Consider the following 19,273-nt stretch of genomic DNA (forward strand, 5'->3'; position numbering starts at 1 on the left):
AGAAGTGACATTTAATAAACCTAAAGTTTTGACTTTTAGAATTCTAATAATCGAACTCACGTTATTTTAGGTAAAAACCTTATCAGCTCTAATAATTTTACGTAGTTATAATGAGATAAAATTATAGTTCTTAGGAAGAGAACTATAATTAATTTAAGGAGTTATTGTAGTTGAATCGATATATGTTGTTGAAAGTATGACATCGTCAATCCAAACCTCACGTTGTCCTCCCCCAAGTTGATAGTCAACCCAACCCAATGTAATATTCTCAAATAATGGAAATGTCCATTCACTATTATTCTCATTATTAAGACATCCTTTATCAATAGTATTCGCATTAAGTTCATGAATTAATTCATCATCAATCCACAATTTCATATTATTTGTTTCTCTATTCATATACCACTGTATACTGAACCACCTTTTTTCAGGAATTTTAAATTGCGTATGATGCCAACAATCAGTCTTTATAATTTGTGTATCATAATTTGCCATGATTCTTTTATTATGTTGTCCTCCATAACGTACTTCTGCTAGGAAACCTTTTGGTGTTTTACCTGAGGCTTGAATCATTGTCCAATGAATTCCATCGGGAGAAGCTTCTTCAACGTACATTTTTAGACTTCCATAATAGCTCTTCATTTCTTTTGGAACTCTATTTTTTAAGGTTATAAAAGCTCTTTGTTTATATCCTTCTCCGCTTATAAACTGAATTGATTTTTTACCTGAAAAAGCTTTGGTAGTATCAATATTAACTTTTCCTGACATTTCCCATGGCTCTAATATTATATTCTCTTGAGGATATTTTTCAAAATCATCTTGAAATATAATAGTTGTATTTTTTTTACATGAAATTACACATAGTGCTACTATAAAAACTAAAATAACTCCTTTTTTCATACTAATTTAAATATAGTAAACACATTCTGATAATATGATATGGTGATTTCCACATATTAACTTTAGGCACGTGTATTGGATGTTTATCAGCATTCAATTTTTCATACCATTCTCCATTGTAATGATCTATAAAGTTACTCTTTATAAAATTCCATAATTGATTTCTGTATTGAATAAATCTGTGATCTAATGTTAAATCATATAATTGTTGAAAAGCAATAATACTTTCTGTTTGCGTCCACCATTGAAACTCTTCTAAGTAAGTAGATGTAGATACATCTTTAAACATGTATAAACCTCCTACTTTTTGCAATAATGATATAGAATCTTGACAGTAAACCCTCAACTTTTCTTTTAATAAACTATCATAGTCTTCTAATTGAATCATTTTACAGGCATCTAATAACATACAAGGTACTTCTGCATTATGGCCTAATGATATTCTTTCCGTTAGTGAGTTCCAATCATGATCTAAATCTAATTCGCAAAACTTATCGTTTTTTAAAAAGTTTCCAATTAAAATTTGAAGTAAATTTTGAATCCTTTCTTTCAGTTTTTCTTCTCTATGAAATCTATACAATGAAGTATAAGCTTCTAAAATATGCAGATGAGTACCTAGATTTTTAGAGGTATCTTGACTAGCATCTAGTTTGTGAGATAATGTATTACAGTAGAAATTAGATTTAGGATCGTAGAAATTCTCTTCTATTAATTCATAAAACTTAAGACACTCTTTTTTTACTTCATTAATAGTAGAAAACATGTAAAATTCAGATAATGCTAAAAGCATATAAGCTTGGGCTATACACTTTTTTTCTTTATTCAATGGTTCTCCATTAGCTTGAAGCTCCCAAAAAACACCTCCATAATTAGGATCTGTAAAATTATCATGTAAAAAATTATAGCTTCTGTCTAACAAGCATTTGTACTTATTGCTTTTAAAATGATTTGAAACCTTAGCAAAAGACCATAATAATCGAGTATTCAGAATTATCCCTTTATTTTCATCAGGCATAGGATTTCCATAGAAATCTAAAGCTCCATAAAATCCTCCTAAATCAGGATCTACCACTTTAGTTGACCAGAAATCCATTACATCATCTAAAACTGAAGCTATTTCTTTTTTACAAAACTCCACAATACTAGTTTAAACTTTTGCTCTTCTAGCATTTAAATCTAAGGTTATTTCATCCATTTTACTTTGATTTAAGGGATATAGCACCATCAAGCCTGCAGCAATCATAGTAACAATTGCAGGTATCCAACTCATTAACATTATTATTCCTGGAATAGCCTCTTTAATAGAAGCTCCACTTTGTCCATCATAACCATAGATGGTTAATACAAATCCTATGATTGCACCAGCAATACCTCCACCAAATTTGGTGGCAAAAGAACCTGCTGAATATACTAAACCTGTTGCTCTTCTTTCATTTTTAAATTCAGAGTAATCCGCAGCATCACCGAGCATTGCAAAAAACAATGTTGGAAAAATGGCAGCAAAAAATTCAGAGACAACTCCTAATACAAAAATTAAAACAATATCATTAGGTCCACAAAAAAACAACAGTGCATTGATTGTACCAGATAAAATTAAAGCATAAATAAATAAATTTCTTTTTCCAAATCGTTTACCTAGCGGAGCAGTTACAATGGCTCCAGCTATAGAAGCTAACATTAAACCTACTAAAAAACTAGCTGCTAATAGTTGATCATTTAGATAATGGGTAAAATAGATTACTATAATACCTTGTTTGATGGAATTATATATATTGAATAGTAATCCAACTACCAATAAAACTAACCATGCCTTATTTGTTATTAAATCTTTAAAGTCTTGTTTTAAATTACTCTTTTGCCCTTTTGGTGGTGAAACTCTTTCTTTTGTTGCATAAAATGTATACAACATAAAAACAATCAAAAAGAAGGATAATACATAGATAGATTTGCTATATCCATTATTCTGATCTATTATTGAAATATTTTCTTCAGCTAGATCGGCTTCTCCTTCAACTATAAAGGAATACTTTTCACCTGTTTTCATAGCGAAACTTTTTCTATTACTAGGCTCCTCATTCTGAAGAGACTCATTTACTCCTGCTCCCCATGTAAACATTGCAATACCATCTTCAGTTTTCACATTCACACTAGGAACATCTTCTAAAGCTTCTATTTCAACACTATATTTTTTATTTTCTAATTTTTCTATTTGAATAGTTGAACTTACTTTACCAAATGAAGCTACTAAATACAATAGTAATCCTTGCACTAGCATACCTCCAACAAAGGCTCCTACCATTCTGTACGAACCTAAACTAGTACGCTCTTTATCATCGCCCGTCATTACAGCCATTAAAGCTCCATAAGGAATATTATTAGCCGTATAAATTAGCGTAAATAGAATATAAGTAATATAAGCATAAACTATTTTACCTGTATCACTAAAATCTGGACTTGTAAATAACAATGATAAAATAACACCTAATGGGATAGCTGTCCATAAAATCCAAGGTCGGAATTTACCATATTTAGAGTTTGTCCTATCTCCAATAACCCCCATTAAAACATCACTAATTCCATCACTAAATCGAGCAACTAAAAACAATACTCCAACTGTAGCTGGACTTAATCCAAAAACATCTGTATAATAAATAAATAAAAAAGTAGCGACTCCTCTCCAAGCGATATTCGCAGCCCCATCCCCTAAAGCATACCCTATTTTTTCTTTAATTAAAAGTTTAGTATTCGACATATTTTCTTTGTATTTGATTGTTTTGTGTTGAATGTGTTTATATAAATATTGATAGTATTGCTACAATTAAAAAACTTGATAGTGCAAGTATCGTTGTCATAACTGTCCAGCTTTTAAACGTTTGCTTTTCAGTTAAGCCTAAATATTTACCTACCAGCCAAAAACCACTATCGTTTACATGCGACATAACTGATGCTCCTGATGCAATGGCAATTACTAGTAAGGCTTTACTTCCTTCTGATATTGTTGTATCTACTAGTAATGGAGCAGTAACACCTGCCGCTGTAATCATAGCTACAGTAGCTGAACCTTGTAGAATTCTGACTAAAACAGCAATAAAGAAGGCAAAGAATAAAATTCCTATACCTGAACTTGCAAAATAATTGGCTAGCATTTCTCCTGACCCAGTATTAATAAGCATTTGTTTAAATACTCCTCCTGCTCCTGTTAGCAAAATAATTAACCCTGCTGGTGCCATAGATTTCGTAGCTATTTTCAATAACTCCTCTTTTGTTAAGCCTCTACGAATTCCTAAAACATACCACGCAATAAGATTTGCTATAATTAGTGCTATAAAAGGGTTACCAATTAATCCAACCCATTCTTTAATTGACTTAGAAACAACTTCATTTCCTATTAACGGGCTATTCAACACTGTATTTGCTACAATGAGTACTATAGGAATCCCAATGATAGAAAGGATCAATTGTACTGCAGGATAATTTTTCACTTCATTCGAATCGTTTTCCAGTACTGGTGCTTCAATATGAATCTTTTTTGAAATGTAATTGGCAAATAGCGGTCCGCAAATAACAGCTGTAGGTATTCCAACTATAAATCCTAATAAGATTACCCAACCTAAATCAGCTTTTAAAATATCCGCTACAGCTACAGGTCCTGGTGTAGGTGGAATAAACGAATGTGTAATCGCCAAACCAGCCAATAAAGGAATTGCATATAATAATAACGATTTTTTAGTTTTCCGCTGTAGAGAATAAATCAAAGGAATTAAAATGATAAAAGCGACATCAAAAAATACTGGAATAGCCACTAAAAAACCTGTTAACATTAATGCCCATGAAGCTCTTTTCTCTCCAAATTTAGCCAATAGATAGTTTGCTAATGCTTCAGCCCCTCCAGATTGTTCCAAAATTGAACCAAAAATAGCTCCTAGTCCAACTACTAAAGCTACAAAACCTAAAGTTCCTCCCATACCATTCTGCATGGTTGTTAAAATCTCTTTTGGAGGCATTCCTGCTATTATACCAACACTCACACTTGCTATTAAAAGTGCAATGAATGCTTGAATTTTAAAACGTAATATGAGCACTAATAAAATAGCTACTCCAGAAAAAATGGCTAATAATAAATTATAATCCAACATATTTAACTCCAATTGTAATGAAAAGTTTTTTCTTCTTTATCTCCTACTTTTTGGAATCTATGTGCTCCAAAGAAATCACGTTGTGCTTGAATTACGTTTGCTGAAGATCTTGCGGTTGTCATAGCTACCCAATAATTATAAGCCTCATAAAAACAAGGGATATGAATTCTATGCTGTAACGTATATGTTATAAGTTCTCTAGCTGCTGCTTCTTGACTGTAAAGATTCAATATAACCCCCTCATCATCAAACAACGAAGCTACTTCTTTCAATAAGTGACTGTACTCTTTTATTTTTTTTGATTTAATGATACATCCATTTGACCAAACCCTACAGATTTCCGCTAAATTCAAATTCCAATTAAACTCATCAGAAGCTGCTTTCAATAGTTGAAAACCTTGATGCAAGTTTACTGTCCTAGCAAAATCATAAGCTTGCTCTAATACTTCAACATTTACTACTTCTTTATGTTCTGCTTGATTTTTATACTTTGATAATCTTACTCGTTCATCTTTAAATGACGATGTATACCTTGCATGTACAGCTGCATTTTTTACTGTAGTTGGAACTCCCATTTCTAATGCAGCAATACTAGACCAAGAACCAGTACCTTTATTTCCTGCTTTATCTAAAATAATATCTAGCATGTAAGTATCGCCTTCCTTCTCCTTTGTTATTTTTGAAGTGATTTCTAATAGATAACTTCCATGTTTTCTTGTATTCCATTCACTAAGTAACGTAGCTATTTCTTCATTATTCATTGTTTCAGATAAAATTGCATAGACTTCTGCTAACAACTGCATATCTCCGTACTCAATTCCATTGTGCACCATTTTCACAAAATGTCCTGCTCCATCTGGTCCAATGTAACTACAGCATGGATTATTATCTTCATCCTTTGCTGAAATGGCTTCTAAATATTTAGCGACTTTAGTATAACTCTCTTTTTTTCCTCCAGGCATTAATGATGGTCCTTTTAATGCTCCTTCTTCACCTCCTGAAACACCTAGTCCTACAAATTCAATCCCATTATCTTCTAAATAATCACTCCTTCTTTTGGTATCCAAATAATGAGAGTTTCCTCCATCAATTAGCACATCTCCTTCCTCTAGAAAAGGCACCATACTTTCAATAATAGTATCTGTTACTTTACCAGCTTTTACCATCATTAAAATTTTTCTTGGTTTTTGAATTGAATCAATAAATTCTTTCAATTCAGTAAATCCTAGCACCCTTCTCCCAAAGTTTTCATCAATAAACGCATCTACAATTCCTTTTTCTTCAGGAGTTTCTCTATTGTATACTGATATTGAGAAACCTTTATTTAACATATTTGTAGCTAGACTTTTTCCCATTACGCCTAGACCTAAAATACCAAAAGATGATGTTTTCATTTTATTTATAATAGTATTAACCAATACTTCAGGTTCTTCTTCAATAGCTATAGTAGTTTCATGATTAGGAACCTCTAAACAATCGAATTGTGATTGTAATAAATCCGCTTTCATAAAATGCTTACGCTTTTCCATACGGGATTTTATCAACTCAAAACTTCCTTCCAAATACACCCATTCAATCCAAGTTATTCTTTTAGATAAAATCTCACGATATGATTCTTTTAATGCTGAACATGCTAGTATGATTCCATTTTCATCTTGCGCCTCATTCATTTTTTTATTTAAAGCCTCTAACCAAGGTTTTCTATCTTCATCATCCAAAGGAACTCCCTTACTCATTTTCTCTATATTAGCTTTGGGATGAAAATCATCAGCATCTACAAAAGGTACTTTTATCTTTTCTGAAAGTAAGTTTCCAACAGTAGATTTACCGCTACCACTTACTCCCATAATTACTATAATCTTCCTACTCATACACAAAACTACTCTTTAAACCACTAGCTGCGTTACTCCCTATCCAAACATTAAAATCTCCTTTTTCTACACCATAGAATAAATCATTATTATAATATTTGAGATCATCTACTGAAATTGTAAACTTTACTTGTTTTTCTTCCTTCGCTTTTAGTACAATTTTCTGAAATCCTTTTAATTCTTTAACAGGTCTAGTAATGCTTCCTACAACATCTTGAACATATAATTGTACCAATTCCACTCCATCACGAGAACCTGTATTTTTAACTGTTACTTCCACCTCAATACTCTTAGAGTCTGACAATTTATTTGATGAAAGTTTTATGTTTTTATATGAAAAAGTAGTGTATCCTAAACCATATCCAAACGGGAAATGTGGAGTATATCCGGCATCTAAATAATGAGAGGTATTTCCTAATGAACTTTGCCACGCACCAACTGGAATATCATCTATATGCACGTATTCATCTTTACTTGCTGGTCTCCCAGTATTTTTATGATTGTAGTATAATGGTAACTGACCCACTACTTTTGGCCAAGTAACCGGTAGCCTTCCTTGAGGTTCTTTATTACCAAATAACATATCGTAAATAGCAGGACCACCCATAGTACCCGGATGCCATGTCATCAATACTGCATCAACATCATCTATAATATTACTTAGAGTAATTGGTCTTCCTGCCATAATTACCAATACAATTGACTTTCCTGTTTTGGCTAATTCTTTTATTAATTTTTCTTGTATTCCAGGTAGGTTTATATTAGCCCTACTATGTGCTTCACCTGAAAGAATAGCTTCTTCTCCTCCAATAAAAACAATGACATCTGATTTTTTTGCCGTTGCGATTGCTTTTTGAAATTTCTTTGTAGAAGTATCTCTACTAAAATCTAATGCTTCTATAAAATTAAAATCAACTTTTTCTTGTTTGAAGGTATTTACTGGTGTTACTGAATGATTTTTATCCCCATCAAAAGTCCAAGTTCCTAATTGTTCTCTAGGTTTATCTGCTAAAGGACCAATTACAGCAATGCTTTTATTCTTTTTAAGTGGTAGAATATTCTTTTTATTTTTCAGCAATACTGAACTTTCGATAGCCGCTTTCTTTGCTAATTCTAAATGTTCTTTAGCATATAATTTTCCCGTGTGATTTTTATCTCTATTTGGATTTTTAAATAATCCCATCCTGAATTTCACTCTTAAAATGTCTACTACTAAACTGTTAATTTCTTTTTCCGAAATTTTTCCCTCTTTTAATAACTCTTTTACATGATTTTCATAGGCTGTACTTGTCATTTCCATATTTAACCCTGCATGTAAGCCTCTCTCAGCAGCATGTTTATTGTCTTTAGCATAACCATGGGCAATCATTTCTATTACAGAATTCCAATCACTTACCACAAAACCATCAAATTTCATTTGATCTCTTAAAATATCCTGTAGTAATTTTTTATCCCCTGACGCTGGTATTCCATTGGTTTCATTGAAAGAAGTCATTACAGTTTGACTTCCCGCATCAAAAGCTGCTTTAAAAGGGGGTAAATACACATTTTGAAGTAATTCTTTGTTGATAATTGCTGTATTATAATCTCTACCTCCTACTGCTGCTCCATAACCAATAAAATGCTTTGCACACGCAATCATACTGGTTGGATCTTTTAAATCTTCTCCTTGAAAACCTTTTATGTATGCTGATGATAATTGTGACGCTAAATATGGGTCCTCTCCTGGAGATTCGGCAATTCTTCCCCACCTGCTATCTCTAGCTATATCCAACATTGGAGCAAATGTCCAACGTATTCCTGAAGAAGAAGCTTCTACTGCAGCTACTCTAGATGAAGTTTCCACTATTTCAGGGTTCCAAGATGCTGCTAAACCTAAGGGAATAGGAAAAATTGTTTTAAAACCATGTATTACATCTCTTGCGAAAATTAAAGGAATTTTATTTGGACTTTCTGTAGTCGCTATTCTCTGTAATTCATCTACATAATCTGTATTCATTACATTTAAAAAGGCTCCTACTTTACCATCTCTAACAGCTTGTTTTAACTCTTCAGGTAATGATCCTTTTACTCTACTCGAGGTTCCTCTTAAATTTAATTGCCCTATCTTTTCATCTAAACTCATTTTAGACAATAAGTTATTTACCTCTTTTTCTACATTAGCGTTCTTCACTTTATTTTGACTAAAGCCAATACAAACAAAGAAACAACATAGGATTATTTGTATATTTTTCATTGTAGTAGTCTAATTTATTTATTCTGGTGATTGAAAAACAGGCTTGTGAAAAAACTTACTTTTCACACCTTTTTCATTTAATTTGATTTTAAAAATTGAACCTGCCAAAGGGTATTGTTTCTTCTCTTCTTCATCCATATCCACAGACGCTGTAGTGATATACAATTCATTCAAATCTTTTCCTCCAAAAGCACAAGCTGTTACATTATGTGCGGGTACTTTTATCTTTTTTATCAATTTTCCTGTTGTAGGATTGTATTGGGCCACCGCATTTCCATTCCATAAACCTACCCAAAGCATATCATTTTCATCAATAGCCATACCGTCAGGAAATCCGTCTTCTTTACTAACTGTAACAGCTACTCTTTCATTGCTTATTGAGCTTGTATTCGGATCAAAATCAAATGCTCTTATAGTTCCTTTAGGTGTATCTATATAGTACATTGTTTTACTATCCTTTGTCCAAACAATTCCATTTGAGATTGTAATACTATCAAGCATTTTTTCACTTTTCCCCGATGCATCTATCTTATATAAATTAGCATTCGGTTTTGTCTGTGCTAAATGCAATGAACCTACCCATAGATTTCCATTAGGATCACATTTTCCATCATTGAATCTATTTTCATTAATTTCAGATTCAACATCAGATAACAACTTTATCTCTGACGTTTTTGTGTCTACTATATAAATTCCGTCTTCTAACGCAACAACAGCTTTATTTTTTTCTTCTGAAGGCACTACAGTTCCTATTCTACAAGGCATTTCTATAGTTCTATTTTGTTTTTCAGTAGGATTATATATATGTAATTTTTTTCCCTCAATGTCTATCCAATACAACTCATTACTGCTATAATTCCAAATAGCTCCTTCTCCTAATTTTGCTTGGATTTCATACTCTAAAACAGCCTCGAATTTATTTTGCTCTGTTTGTTTACAACTTATTATACTTGCTGCTGATAGCAGTATCATAATTATTCTTCTCATTCTATTTGTTTGATATTTTTATGAACTGTAGATAATCATCATTTTTAGCTGACAGTACATAATTTGTATTTCCTATTTTAATTTGTTGTAAATCCTTAACGTCTCCTGCAGAATAGAAACCACTCTGTGTTACTGGTATTGGTTTTAAATCACCTTTTCCATTACCTTTTAAAAAGAGACCATATCCAGCATCGTTTCTTGGAGTTTCTACTTCGGAATTATGAAGATTCCCTGCAATTAAAGCATCAATATTTCCATCTTTATCAAAATCATCAGTAATAATTTGATTGATGCTAGATAATTGTGTTTCCACAGGTAGTTTTCGTATCATAAACTTACCATTGTCATTTTCTAAGTACACACTAGCAAAAGATTTAACCTGATAATGTAGTGAATTTTCTAGGTTTTTCTTTCCATAAACATCAATTAATGTTGCTCTAGAATACTGATCGTAATTTTTGAATTTATGTTTAATTCCAGGAATTTGCTCTGACGAACATTGTCTTCCTCTTACTGGATACTGCTTTCCTTTATTATAATAACTTAAGACAATGTCTGACTTTAAGTTTTTATCAAAATCTTTCACATAAATATCGAAAGTTTCGTTTTCAGATGCTTTGTATTTATAGTTCAAACCATTGTTTCCTACTATATAATCTGTATCACCATCATTATCAAAATCAGCCTGAGCAATACTCCACCACCAGCCATTGGTATCTGACAAGCCCATATCTCCAGAAACATCTTCAAATTTACCTTTCGTATTTTTAAAAGCTTTTATTCCCATCCATTCACCAACGATAATCAAATCTTCCCAACCATCTTTATTGAAATCAGTTACTACCGCACTAGTTGCCATTCCTAAATTTTGAAAAACAGGAGCTAGTTCAGCTGTTTTATCTATAAATTTTACTGATTGCGTGGTCGAATTATTTTCAAGTAATACAGATGTTACTGGCATAGGATATTTACCTGGAAGCTGCCTTCCCAATACTAAAACATCTTGTTTTCCGTCTTTATTGAAATCGATTTGATACGCTTTTGATCCACTAATTTTTAGTTCAGAAAACTGACTTTCTTTTGTAAAATTCCCTTTTCCATCATTACTGTACAATCTATCTTTTAATCGATCTGAATTTTCAGGAACTTCATAACCTCCACTTACTACATATAAATCCTGATCACCATCATTATCAACATCTATAAATAATGCACCTACATCTTCTGATAAATTATCTTTTTGAAACGTATTAAGATCTTGCTTTATAAAACCTTCCTCTTTCTGTAAATATATAGCTGCTGATTTTCCACATGAACCTCCTAAGAAAAAATCCTGTAAACCATCATTATTTACATCCTTCACTGCAATTGCAGGACCTAAAGTAGACATTTTGTGAGGCAATAAAACTTGCGTTTGAAAATCGTCGTATTGATTCTCTACATGCTTTATTTGCTGGGCTAATCCTTTATTTTCTATAAATAATTTATCCTCTTTATTTTTTTCTATTGTTGAAATTTGAATAGCATTCTTTTTTTCAAAAGTTAGTGTTTGATTCGTTTCCAAGTTTTTCAACACTTCTATTTCCTTTGTATTCCAAACAACTTTTACACTATCTATTTTTGTATTATTTCCTAATCCAAAATGAACTTCAGGAGCTACTGAAGATTGAAATCCTCTTGTTAATGTTAATTCCTGAACTTGTTTTTGTTGACCTGAATACACATAAATTTTAGTTCCTAATCCATTTGTATTCTTTTTCCCTGCATTACATTTTACTTTAAGGTAATTACTTGTTTCAGAGGCATTATTTTTAAATACTGAAGCAGGTTCATCAATATTATTAACCACTAGATCTAAATCTCCATCATTATCTAAATCTGCATAAGCTACTCCATTTGAAAATCCTTCATGAGAAATTCCCCATTCTTTATTTACCTTTGAAAATTCAAGACCATTTAGATTTTTAAACATAAAATTGTCTATTTTCTCACTAGGAATTCGCTTTGTTTTTTCTAATAATGATAACTCATTGTATTCTGTTTTTCCAATACTGTTGAAGAAATCTTTATTATTCACCTCTCTTCTGGTACCATTAGTTATAAAAAGATCTTTAAAACCATCATTATCAAAATCGGCGAATAAAGGAGCCCAACTCCAATCTGTTGATGACGTACCTGTTAATCTTGAAATATTTGAAAATTTTGGAATTCCATTTTCGATATACCCTGAATTTAACTGTAAACAATTATGCATATACTGATAATGAAATCCATATAAAACTGTTTCATAAAACAATCTTGGATTCATACTTGACATATTTGCTTTTTGACGACGATTATCATCAGAATCCATATCTGCTTGGAAAATATCCATAAAGCCATCATTGTTTATATCAGCGATATCGATACCCATTCCATAAAATGCAGTTTGAGAAGTTGCTTTTTTAATTACTTCTTTAAATGTTCCATCTTGGTTGTTGATATAGAGAAAGTCCGGAACACTATAATCGTTAGATACATACAAATCTACCCAACCATCATTATTTACATCTGAAGCCGTTATTCCTAGCGAAAAACTATAGTTTTTTACACCACTTTGTTCAGATACATCAACAAATTTACCTTCTTCATTCTTAAATAATTTATCAGATTCAAGATCTTTTACATTTTGCATTTTATTCTTGTACACCATATTAGATGTAGATGGATGTGCTATTGGATAGTTTGCCAAATACATATCTAAATCACCATCATTATCGTAATCAAAAAACGTTGCTTGCACAGAATTTCCTTCATCTGCTATTCCATATTCCTCAGCTTTTTCGGTAAATGTATTGTCTTTATTATTTATAAATAATTGATTTTTCTTTTCCCCTTCTTTTCCAGAAACTGCACAATAGATATCCAAAAAACCATCCCCATTGATATCTACCATGGTTGTTCCTGTATACCATCGGTTATCTCCTGATATCTTTGCTTTTTTGGTTATATCTTCAAACTTAAAATCTCCTTTATTTAAATACAATCTATTTTCGACCTGGTTTCCTGTAAAAAATAAATCTAATAACCCGTCATTATTTATATCTCCAATAGATATTCCCCCTCCCATGTAAATAGAGGTATAAGTGAAGTAATTAAGTGTTTCTGTTTCTTGTAATTTATTATTAAAATCAATATTAGTTTCAGTTGCTTGCAATGCAGAAAAAACTTTAGAACTTTTTTTTATTTTCTTTTCTGAATTGCATCCGACAACTACTAGTATTGAGCAAAAAAAATAAAGTATATATTTCATAAATAAAATGTGTAACAATAAATAAAGCAGTATGAATTAATCATACTGCTTCATCAAAATAAATAGATTATTAATTCAAATACAATCTACAGTTATGATATTTTAATATGAATTAGTATCCAGGGTTTTGGTCTTCTGGCGTAAGTGCTGTATTCTTATCTATTTCAGAAATTGGAATTGGGAATAAATTGTTTGTAGCAGAATACATTGTTCCTGATAACTCAGTTGCTGCTCTACCCCATCTTACTAAATCCCAGAAACGTTGACCTTCATGCGCTAATTCTAAGAATTTCTCATTAACTATAGCGTCGAATAAAGCATCTCCTGCTAAACTAGTTGAAACATCAGCTAAACCAGCTCTTTGTCTAATTTTATTTAACTCTCTTCTTGCTCCAGCATCATCTGAAGATCTATTGTAAGCCTCAGCAGCTAATAACAATACTTCTGCATATCTGAATAGTCTAAAGTTAGTTCCATAATTTAACTCTCTAACACCATCTGGAGAAGTTTCTTCTGGTCTAGTCGCATATTTCATTCTGATTGCTCCTTCATAATCCCAGATAGACCCTCCAGTAGCTTGTGATAAATCTATTGAACCTCCTGATGCCAATAATTCTGCTTCTGTTAATAAAGTAGCTCCTTTTCTATCCACATCTCCTTCAGCTTCAAACGCATCTACTAGTTTTTTAGTTGGTAAATTGAATCCCCATCCATTAATAACAGGTAAAGATCCTAAGTTAAAGATACCTCCTCTTGGTCCCATTAATTGAATATGAAGATTACTTTCATTATTTCCTCCCCAAGCTACACTTCCTGCATTCCAGTTTAATCCAGATGTAGTGATGTAACCCAATTCAAATAAAGATTCTTGTCCAAACTCTTTACTTACTGCCCATACATCAGCTGGATTTGCTTCTAAATCGTGTGCTGGGTTGTTAATTACAGCTTCAAAAAACGGAACTGCTTGAGAATAGTTTCCTTCAAAAACTAATACTTTTCCCATTAATGCTTGTGCTGCTCCTTTAGATACTCTAAAACTACCTGCTACTGCTGATTTATCTGGTAAACCTGCAATTGCAGCGTCTAAATCTTCTTTTATTTTTAAATAAATATCTGCTTTTGTTGATTTTGGCTGAGCAAAATCTTCAGCTCCTTTTGGTAATGATAATCGTAATGGAATATCTCCAAACATTGTTGTTAATTCAAAATAACACCATGCTCTGAAAAATTTAGCTTCAGCTGTAGCTCTATCTTTGTTACTTAAACTACTATCTAACAAGCTTTCTACTACTAAATTCGACATTGCAATTGTTCTATACATTGTATCCCAAACACTTTGTATAGATGGGTTAGATGAAGACACATTATTAAAATCATCAATTTCTTGTAATTGTGATTGATCGTCTTTATTACCTCCTGCACAGTTTGCATCGTCACCTGGTAAAAGTTTTACAAGAAACGCACTATGCCAATCTCTACCATAACTCAATTGCATTAAATCATAAATACCGATTACAGCTTGTTCTACATTAGCTTCATCTAAGAAAAATGCATCTAGATCTTGTACGTCTTCTCGAGGATTATCTGTAAAATCCTCACTACATGAAATAACACCAAAGAATAGTATTATTACTGCACTGTAAATAATTTTTTTCATTTTGTGTAAGTTTGTTTTGGTCATTAAAAATTAAGAGAAAGTCCAAATAATGCTCTCGCAGCAGTTGGATAAAATCCTCTATCTACTCCTATATCATTAAATCCAAAGTTTCCAATCTCTGGATCAAGTCCCTTGTAGTCTGTGAATGTAAAAAAGTCATCTAGTGAAACATACATTCTCATGCTACTAATATGTAAATCATCTAAAACGCTCTGTGGTAAATTATATCCTAATTGAATTTGTTTTATTCTCATGAAAGATCCATCTTCTACTACTAAATCTGTTTCGTAAGAAGGAATCACTGATGCTGCTCCTGGGAATGTTGCTCCCGTGTCTCCAGGTCCTGTCCATCTTTCAGTAAAGAAATGTACTGGCTTATTTGTGATAGGCCTAGATGGTTGGTGGTATGTAGCTATAATTTCATTACCTATTGTTCCTTGGAATTGTACATTAAAATCAAATGCTTTGTATCCTAATCTTATGTTTCCTCCGAAAAGTACATCTGGATGTGGTGAACCGATAAATGTTTTTTGATCATTTGATGGTTTATCAGTAGTACCTGTTGCTTTATAAATAATTTGACCAGTAGCTGGATCTATACCATCGGTTTCAAAACCATGGAAATGCCAAGCAGGTAAACCTTCTCTAAATCTTGTTACACCATCATTATTTTGTGGTGCTCCTGCTCCTTGTAAGAAAGAATTTTCAGGCACAAATTTAATTTCAGTAACTTCATTATCTAATGTAGATAAATTCGCATTAATTTGGTAACTAAAGTCCCCATCAGTAACATCTGAATATCCGATTTCAAATTCTAAACCTTGGTTAACAACAGTACCTGCGTTAAATGCTCCGAATGGGAAACCTGCAGATCCTGGTGTAATAAGATTACCATTGTTAACTGCTAAATCTTTAGTTGTTTTCTTATAATAATCTGCTGTAAAATTTAATCTATTATCTAAGGCTCTCAAGTCTAAACCAAAACCTAGTTGTTCAGAAGTTTCCCACACTAAGTTTGGGTTTCCAAATCCAGTAACTATTACACCATCATTACCTAAATACGTTAATGTTCTTCCTCCTGATAAAGCAGAAATTGCTGTAATCTCTGAGTTTCCTGGCAAATTACTCTTGTTACCATTCTGTCCCCAGCTACCTCTTACTTTTAAAGAATTAATAAACGACTCATCATTCCAAAAATCTTCTTTTGAAACAACCCATCCAGCAGAGAACGAAGGAAATACACCCGCTCTGTTATCTCTTGGGAATTTATCAGACTTATCTCGTCTTATTGTTGCTTCAAATAAATATTTTTCCATGTAATCGTATGATAGTCTACCGTAAATAGAAACTAAATTATCTCTAAATGTTAAGAATTCTACTGGTGTTCCTGATACACTAAACTCAGGGTTATTTATATTAAATCCTGTAAAATCATCTACATCTGAAGTATATGCAGTTTGAACATATCTTGGTCTTCTACTTTGTTCTGCAGAATACCCTGCCAACACTTTAAAGTTATGATTATCAAAAGACTTGTCATAAGATACGAAATTTTCCCATAACCACCTTCTAAATTTAATTTTTTGATCGCTTATATTATACTGTGTATTAGCTGCAATTGAAGAAACATAGTATGGATTAGTATTAGTTTGAGCAAAAAATTGATTTTGTTCATAACCATATCTAGTTGTAAATTCTAATCCTTCTAATAATTTAACTTTTGCATACACTGTAGTTAAAAACTGATCATTCTCATTAATATTCTCTTGTATTGCGTTTGCAAAAGCAACTGGATTAATTACTTCTCCTGTAGAAAATGCTGGGTAACCATATACATTACCATTTTCATCTCTTAACACAGGTACACCATTTGCTGCCGATCGATCAAAAACACTTACAGGCACACCATCAGTATAAACAACTGGTGTTAATGGATCTATAATTATCATATTTTGAATTACACTCCTTGTATCACTATTCTCAGGAATACCTCTTCTTTCTATGAAAGATGTATTTGAATTCACTCCTACTTCTAACCAGTCTGTGATTTCACTTTTAATATTTAATCTAAAAGCATTTCTTTCAAAAGAAGATTGTCCTCCAACTACTACACCTTCTTGATCTGTATGAGATGCAGAAAAATAGTACGAAGTATTCTTCATAGAACCCGATAAACTAAAATCGTAACGTTGCATGAAAGCTGTATCAAAAGTCTCATCTATCCAATTTGTATTTACTTGAGGATCTAACACTCCATCTCCATCAATATCCACAACTCCTGTTAAAGGATTTCCTCCTTCTGCCATGTAAGTAGCAAACTGAGTAGCATTCATTAATTCCATTTTTGTATTTACAAATTGGAATCCTGCTTGTGAATTAAAGTTAAATTGTATTCCACCACTGGTTCCTTTTTTAGTAGTAATAATAATTACACCATTAGCTCCTTCTGTACCATATATTGCTGCTGAAGCGGCATCTTTAAGCACTTCCATATTAGCTATATCAGAAGGCGCTATATTATCAATAGTAGAAACTTTCATTCCATCTACAATGAATAGAGGGTTTGAATTTCCACTTGAACCTGTACCCCTAATTCTAATATTTGTACCAGAACCTGGAGAACCTGAAGATGAAGATACTGTTACCCCAGAAGTTCTACCCTGAAGTATTTGATCTACCCTTTGATTGGAAACACTTTTTATCTGTTTGCTATCTATACTTGAAATAGCTCCTGTCACCAAACTTTTCTTCTTAGTTCCATATCCCACAACAACTACTTCATCTAATGTTGCTGAATCTTCCTCCAATGTAACATTGATCACTTGTTTACCGTTTACAGGAAGCTCTACCGTTTTGTAACCAACAAAGCTAAATATTAGTATATCATTCTGTTTTACATTACTTAATGTATACTTTCCATCAAAGTCAGTTTCTGCACCTTGATTTGTTCCTTTAACTATAATATTAACTCCTGGTAACGGACCTGTTCCATCCGAAACTCTTCCGGTAACATTTTGCGCATTAAGATTAGTAGTAAAAACTAATGCCAATGTTAGTAGAAAAAACGCAAATATATTTTTTTTCATTTTGATAATTAATTTGGTGTTTTTTTGAGGAAAAGTAAATTTAGAATATCCTGATTATTAATATATCAAAACATTTAAATACACTTTTTGCACAAAAAATATTTGTTTAAGACAAAAATATATCCATTATTAACTAATTATTAATATAATTTTATCAAATATTTATAATTTTTTGATATTATTGAATCATAAAAATTACGAATACCCAAAAAACAACCCTAAAAATTTACAAAATGAACAAAAATATCCATAGAGAAATTACCCAGTTATCTCCATCAGATAGCTTCTTGGTGTACTACAGAGTAAAAGATAGTTTTGACTTTCCTATTCATTTTCACCCGGAGTATGAATTAAACTTTATACATAAAGGTACGGGGGTTAGAAGAGTTATTGGAGATCATATAGGAGAGATTAGTGATTATGAACTTGTTTTGGTTGGGCCAAATCTTCCTCATTGTTGGGAACTACATAATTGTAAAAACAAAGAGATCCATGAAATAACAATTCATATCCATAATGATTTATTAGATGAGAAACTACTTTCAAGAAGAGTATTTAAGTCTATTAGGGATATGATGAATAGATCTATTCATGGTATCTTGTTTTCAGAAAAAACAGTAAAAGAGATTATGCCGAGACTAATGGAACTCCCTAAAACTTCTGGTATTGATTACTTTATAGAGTTCATATCTATATTACATGACTTATCTATCTCTAGAAACCAGAAATCATTATCTACATCTTTCTCTAATTATAATGATTTTGAAAATAGCGACAAGATCAAAAAGGTTTACGAGTATATTCAGAATAACTTTAGTAGGAAAATTTCATTAGATGAAATTTCTGAACTCGTAAATATGACTCCTGTTTCTTTTAATCGTTTTATAAAAAAGAGAACTGGAAAAACTTTCGTATCTTATATAAACAATACTAGAGTAAGTTATGCCAGTAGATTATTATTAGAAACAGATTTGAGTGTTGGAGAAATTGCTTACAAATGTGGATTTAACAATTTAGCCAACTTTAATAGAATGTTTAAAAAAATAAAAAATAGTACCCCTAGTGAGTTTAGAACTGAATTCAATGGAATACAAAAAGTATTATAGTA

Annotated in this window: 11 protein-coding genes; 1 reads left to right on the forward strand and 10 read right to left on the reverse strand. The window is 31.9% G+C overall.

Translation table 11 applies throughout. The annotated features are described in order from the left end of the window. Positions 1–153: 153 nt before the first annotated feature. From BVC87_RS20995 to BVC87_RS21040, 10 genes are all read right to left on the reverse strand, one after another. Positions 154–900, reverse strand: coding sequence for a hypothetical protein (locus BVC87_RS20995; protein WP_075344372.1), 747 nt, complete (start codon positions 898–900; stop codon positions 154–156). A gap of 1 nt (position 901) precedes the next feature. Continuing rightward, positions 902–2,038 (reverse strand): AGE family epimerase/isomerase, encoded by a 1,137-nt coding sequence (locus tag BVC87_RS21000; protein ID WP_075344373.1) that lies wholly within the window; start codon positions 2,036–2,038, stop codon positions 902–904. Between the two features lie 9 nt (positions 2,039–2,047). Continuing rightward, positions 2,048–3,652 (reverse strand): MFS transporter, encoded by a 1,605-nt coding sequence (locus BVC87_RS21005; protein ID WP_075344374.1) that lies wholly within the window; start codon positions 3,650–3,652, stop codon positions 2,048–2,050. A 37-nt stretch (positions 3,653–3,689) separates the two neighbouring features. After that, the gene (locus BVC87_RS21010; RefSeq protein WP_075344375.1) at positions 3,690–5,036 is read right to left on the reverse strand and encodes a GntP family permease; all 1,347 of its coding nucleotides are present in this window, start codon (positions 5,034–5,036) and stop codon (positions 3,690–3,692) included. Between the two features lie 2 nt (positions 5,037–5,038). Beyond that, complete coding sequence (gene gndA, locus BVC87_RS21015) at positions 5,039–6,907, reverse strand: NADP-dependent phosphogluconate dehydrogenase (RefSeq protein ID WP_075344376.1); 1,869 nt, start codon at positions 6,905–6,907, stop codon at positions 5,039–5,041. Continuing rightward, positions 6,900–9,143: a glycoside hydrolase family 3 N-terminal domain-containing protein gene (locus tag BVC87_RS21020; protein ID WP_075344377.1), complete on the reverse strand. Its 2,244-nt coding sequence runs from the start codon at positions 9,141–9,143 to the stop codon at positions 6,900–6,902. The genes gndA and BVC87_RS21020 overlap by 8 nt, the downstream gene beginning before the upstream one ends. An 18-nt stretch (positions 9,144–9,161) precedes the next feature. After that, positions 9,162–10,130: an SMP-30/gluconolactonase/LRE family protein gene (locus BVC87_RS21025; RefSeq protein WP_083629677.1), complete on the reverse strand. Its 969-nt coding sequence runs from the start codon at positions 10,128–10,130 to the stop codon at positions 9,162–9,164. Between the two features lies 1 nt (position 10,131). Next, positions 10,132–13,422 carry a VCBS repeat-containing protein gene (locus tag BVC87_RS21030; RefSeq protein WP_083629679.1) on the reverse strand — a complete coding sequence of 1,097 codons (3,291 nt, stop codon included), beginning with the start codon at positions 13,420–13,422 and terminating at the stop codon, positions 10,132–10,134. A gap of 112 nt (positions 13,423–13,534) precedes the next feature. After that, positions 13,535–15,079 (reverse strand): RagB/SusD family nutrient uptake outer membrane protein, encoded by a 1,545-nt coding sequence (locus BVC87_RS21035; RefSeq protein ID WP_083629680.1) that lies wholly within the window; start codon positions 15,077–15,079, stop codon positions 13,535–13,537. A gap of 23 nt (positions 15,080–15,102) precedes the next feature. After that, a complete protein-coding gene (locus BVC87_RS21040) occupies positions 15,103–18,165 on the reverse strand; it encodes a SusC/RagA family TonB-linked outer membrane protein (RefSeq protein WP_075344379.1) in 3,063 nt (1,020 codons plus the stop codon). 233 nt (positions 18,166–18,398) lie between these two features. Between BVC87_RS21040 and BVC87_RS21045 the strand changes: the two genes are divergently transcribed. Next, on the forward strand, positions 18,399–19,271 hold the full coding sequence (locus tag BVC87_RS21045) for an AraC family transcriptional regulator (protein WP_075344380.1): 873 nt from the start codon (positions 18,399–18,401) through the stop codon (positions 19,269–19,271). Positions 19,272–19,273: the final 2 nt, after the last annotated feature.

It is taken from the genome of Tenacibaculum agarivorans, assembly GCF_001936575.1.
Taxonomy (GTDB): domain Bacteria; phylum Bacteroidota; class Bacteroidia; order Flavobacteriales; family Flavobacteriaceae; genus Polaribacter; species Polaribacter agarivorans.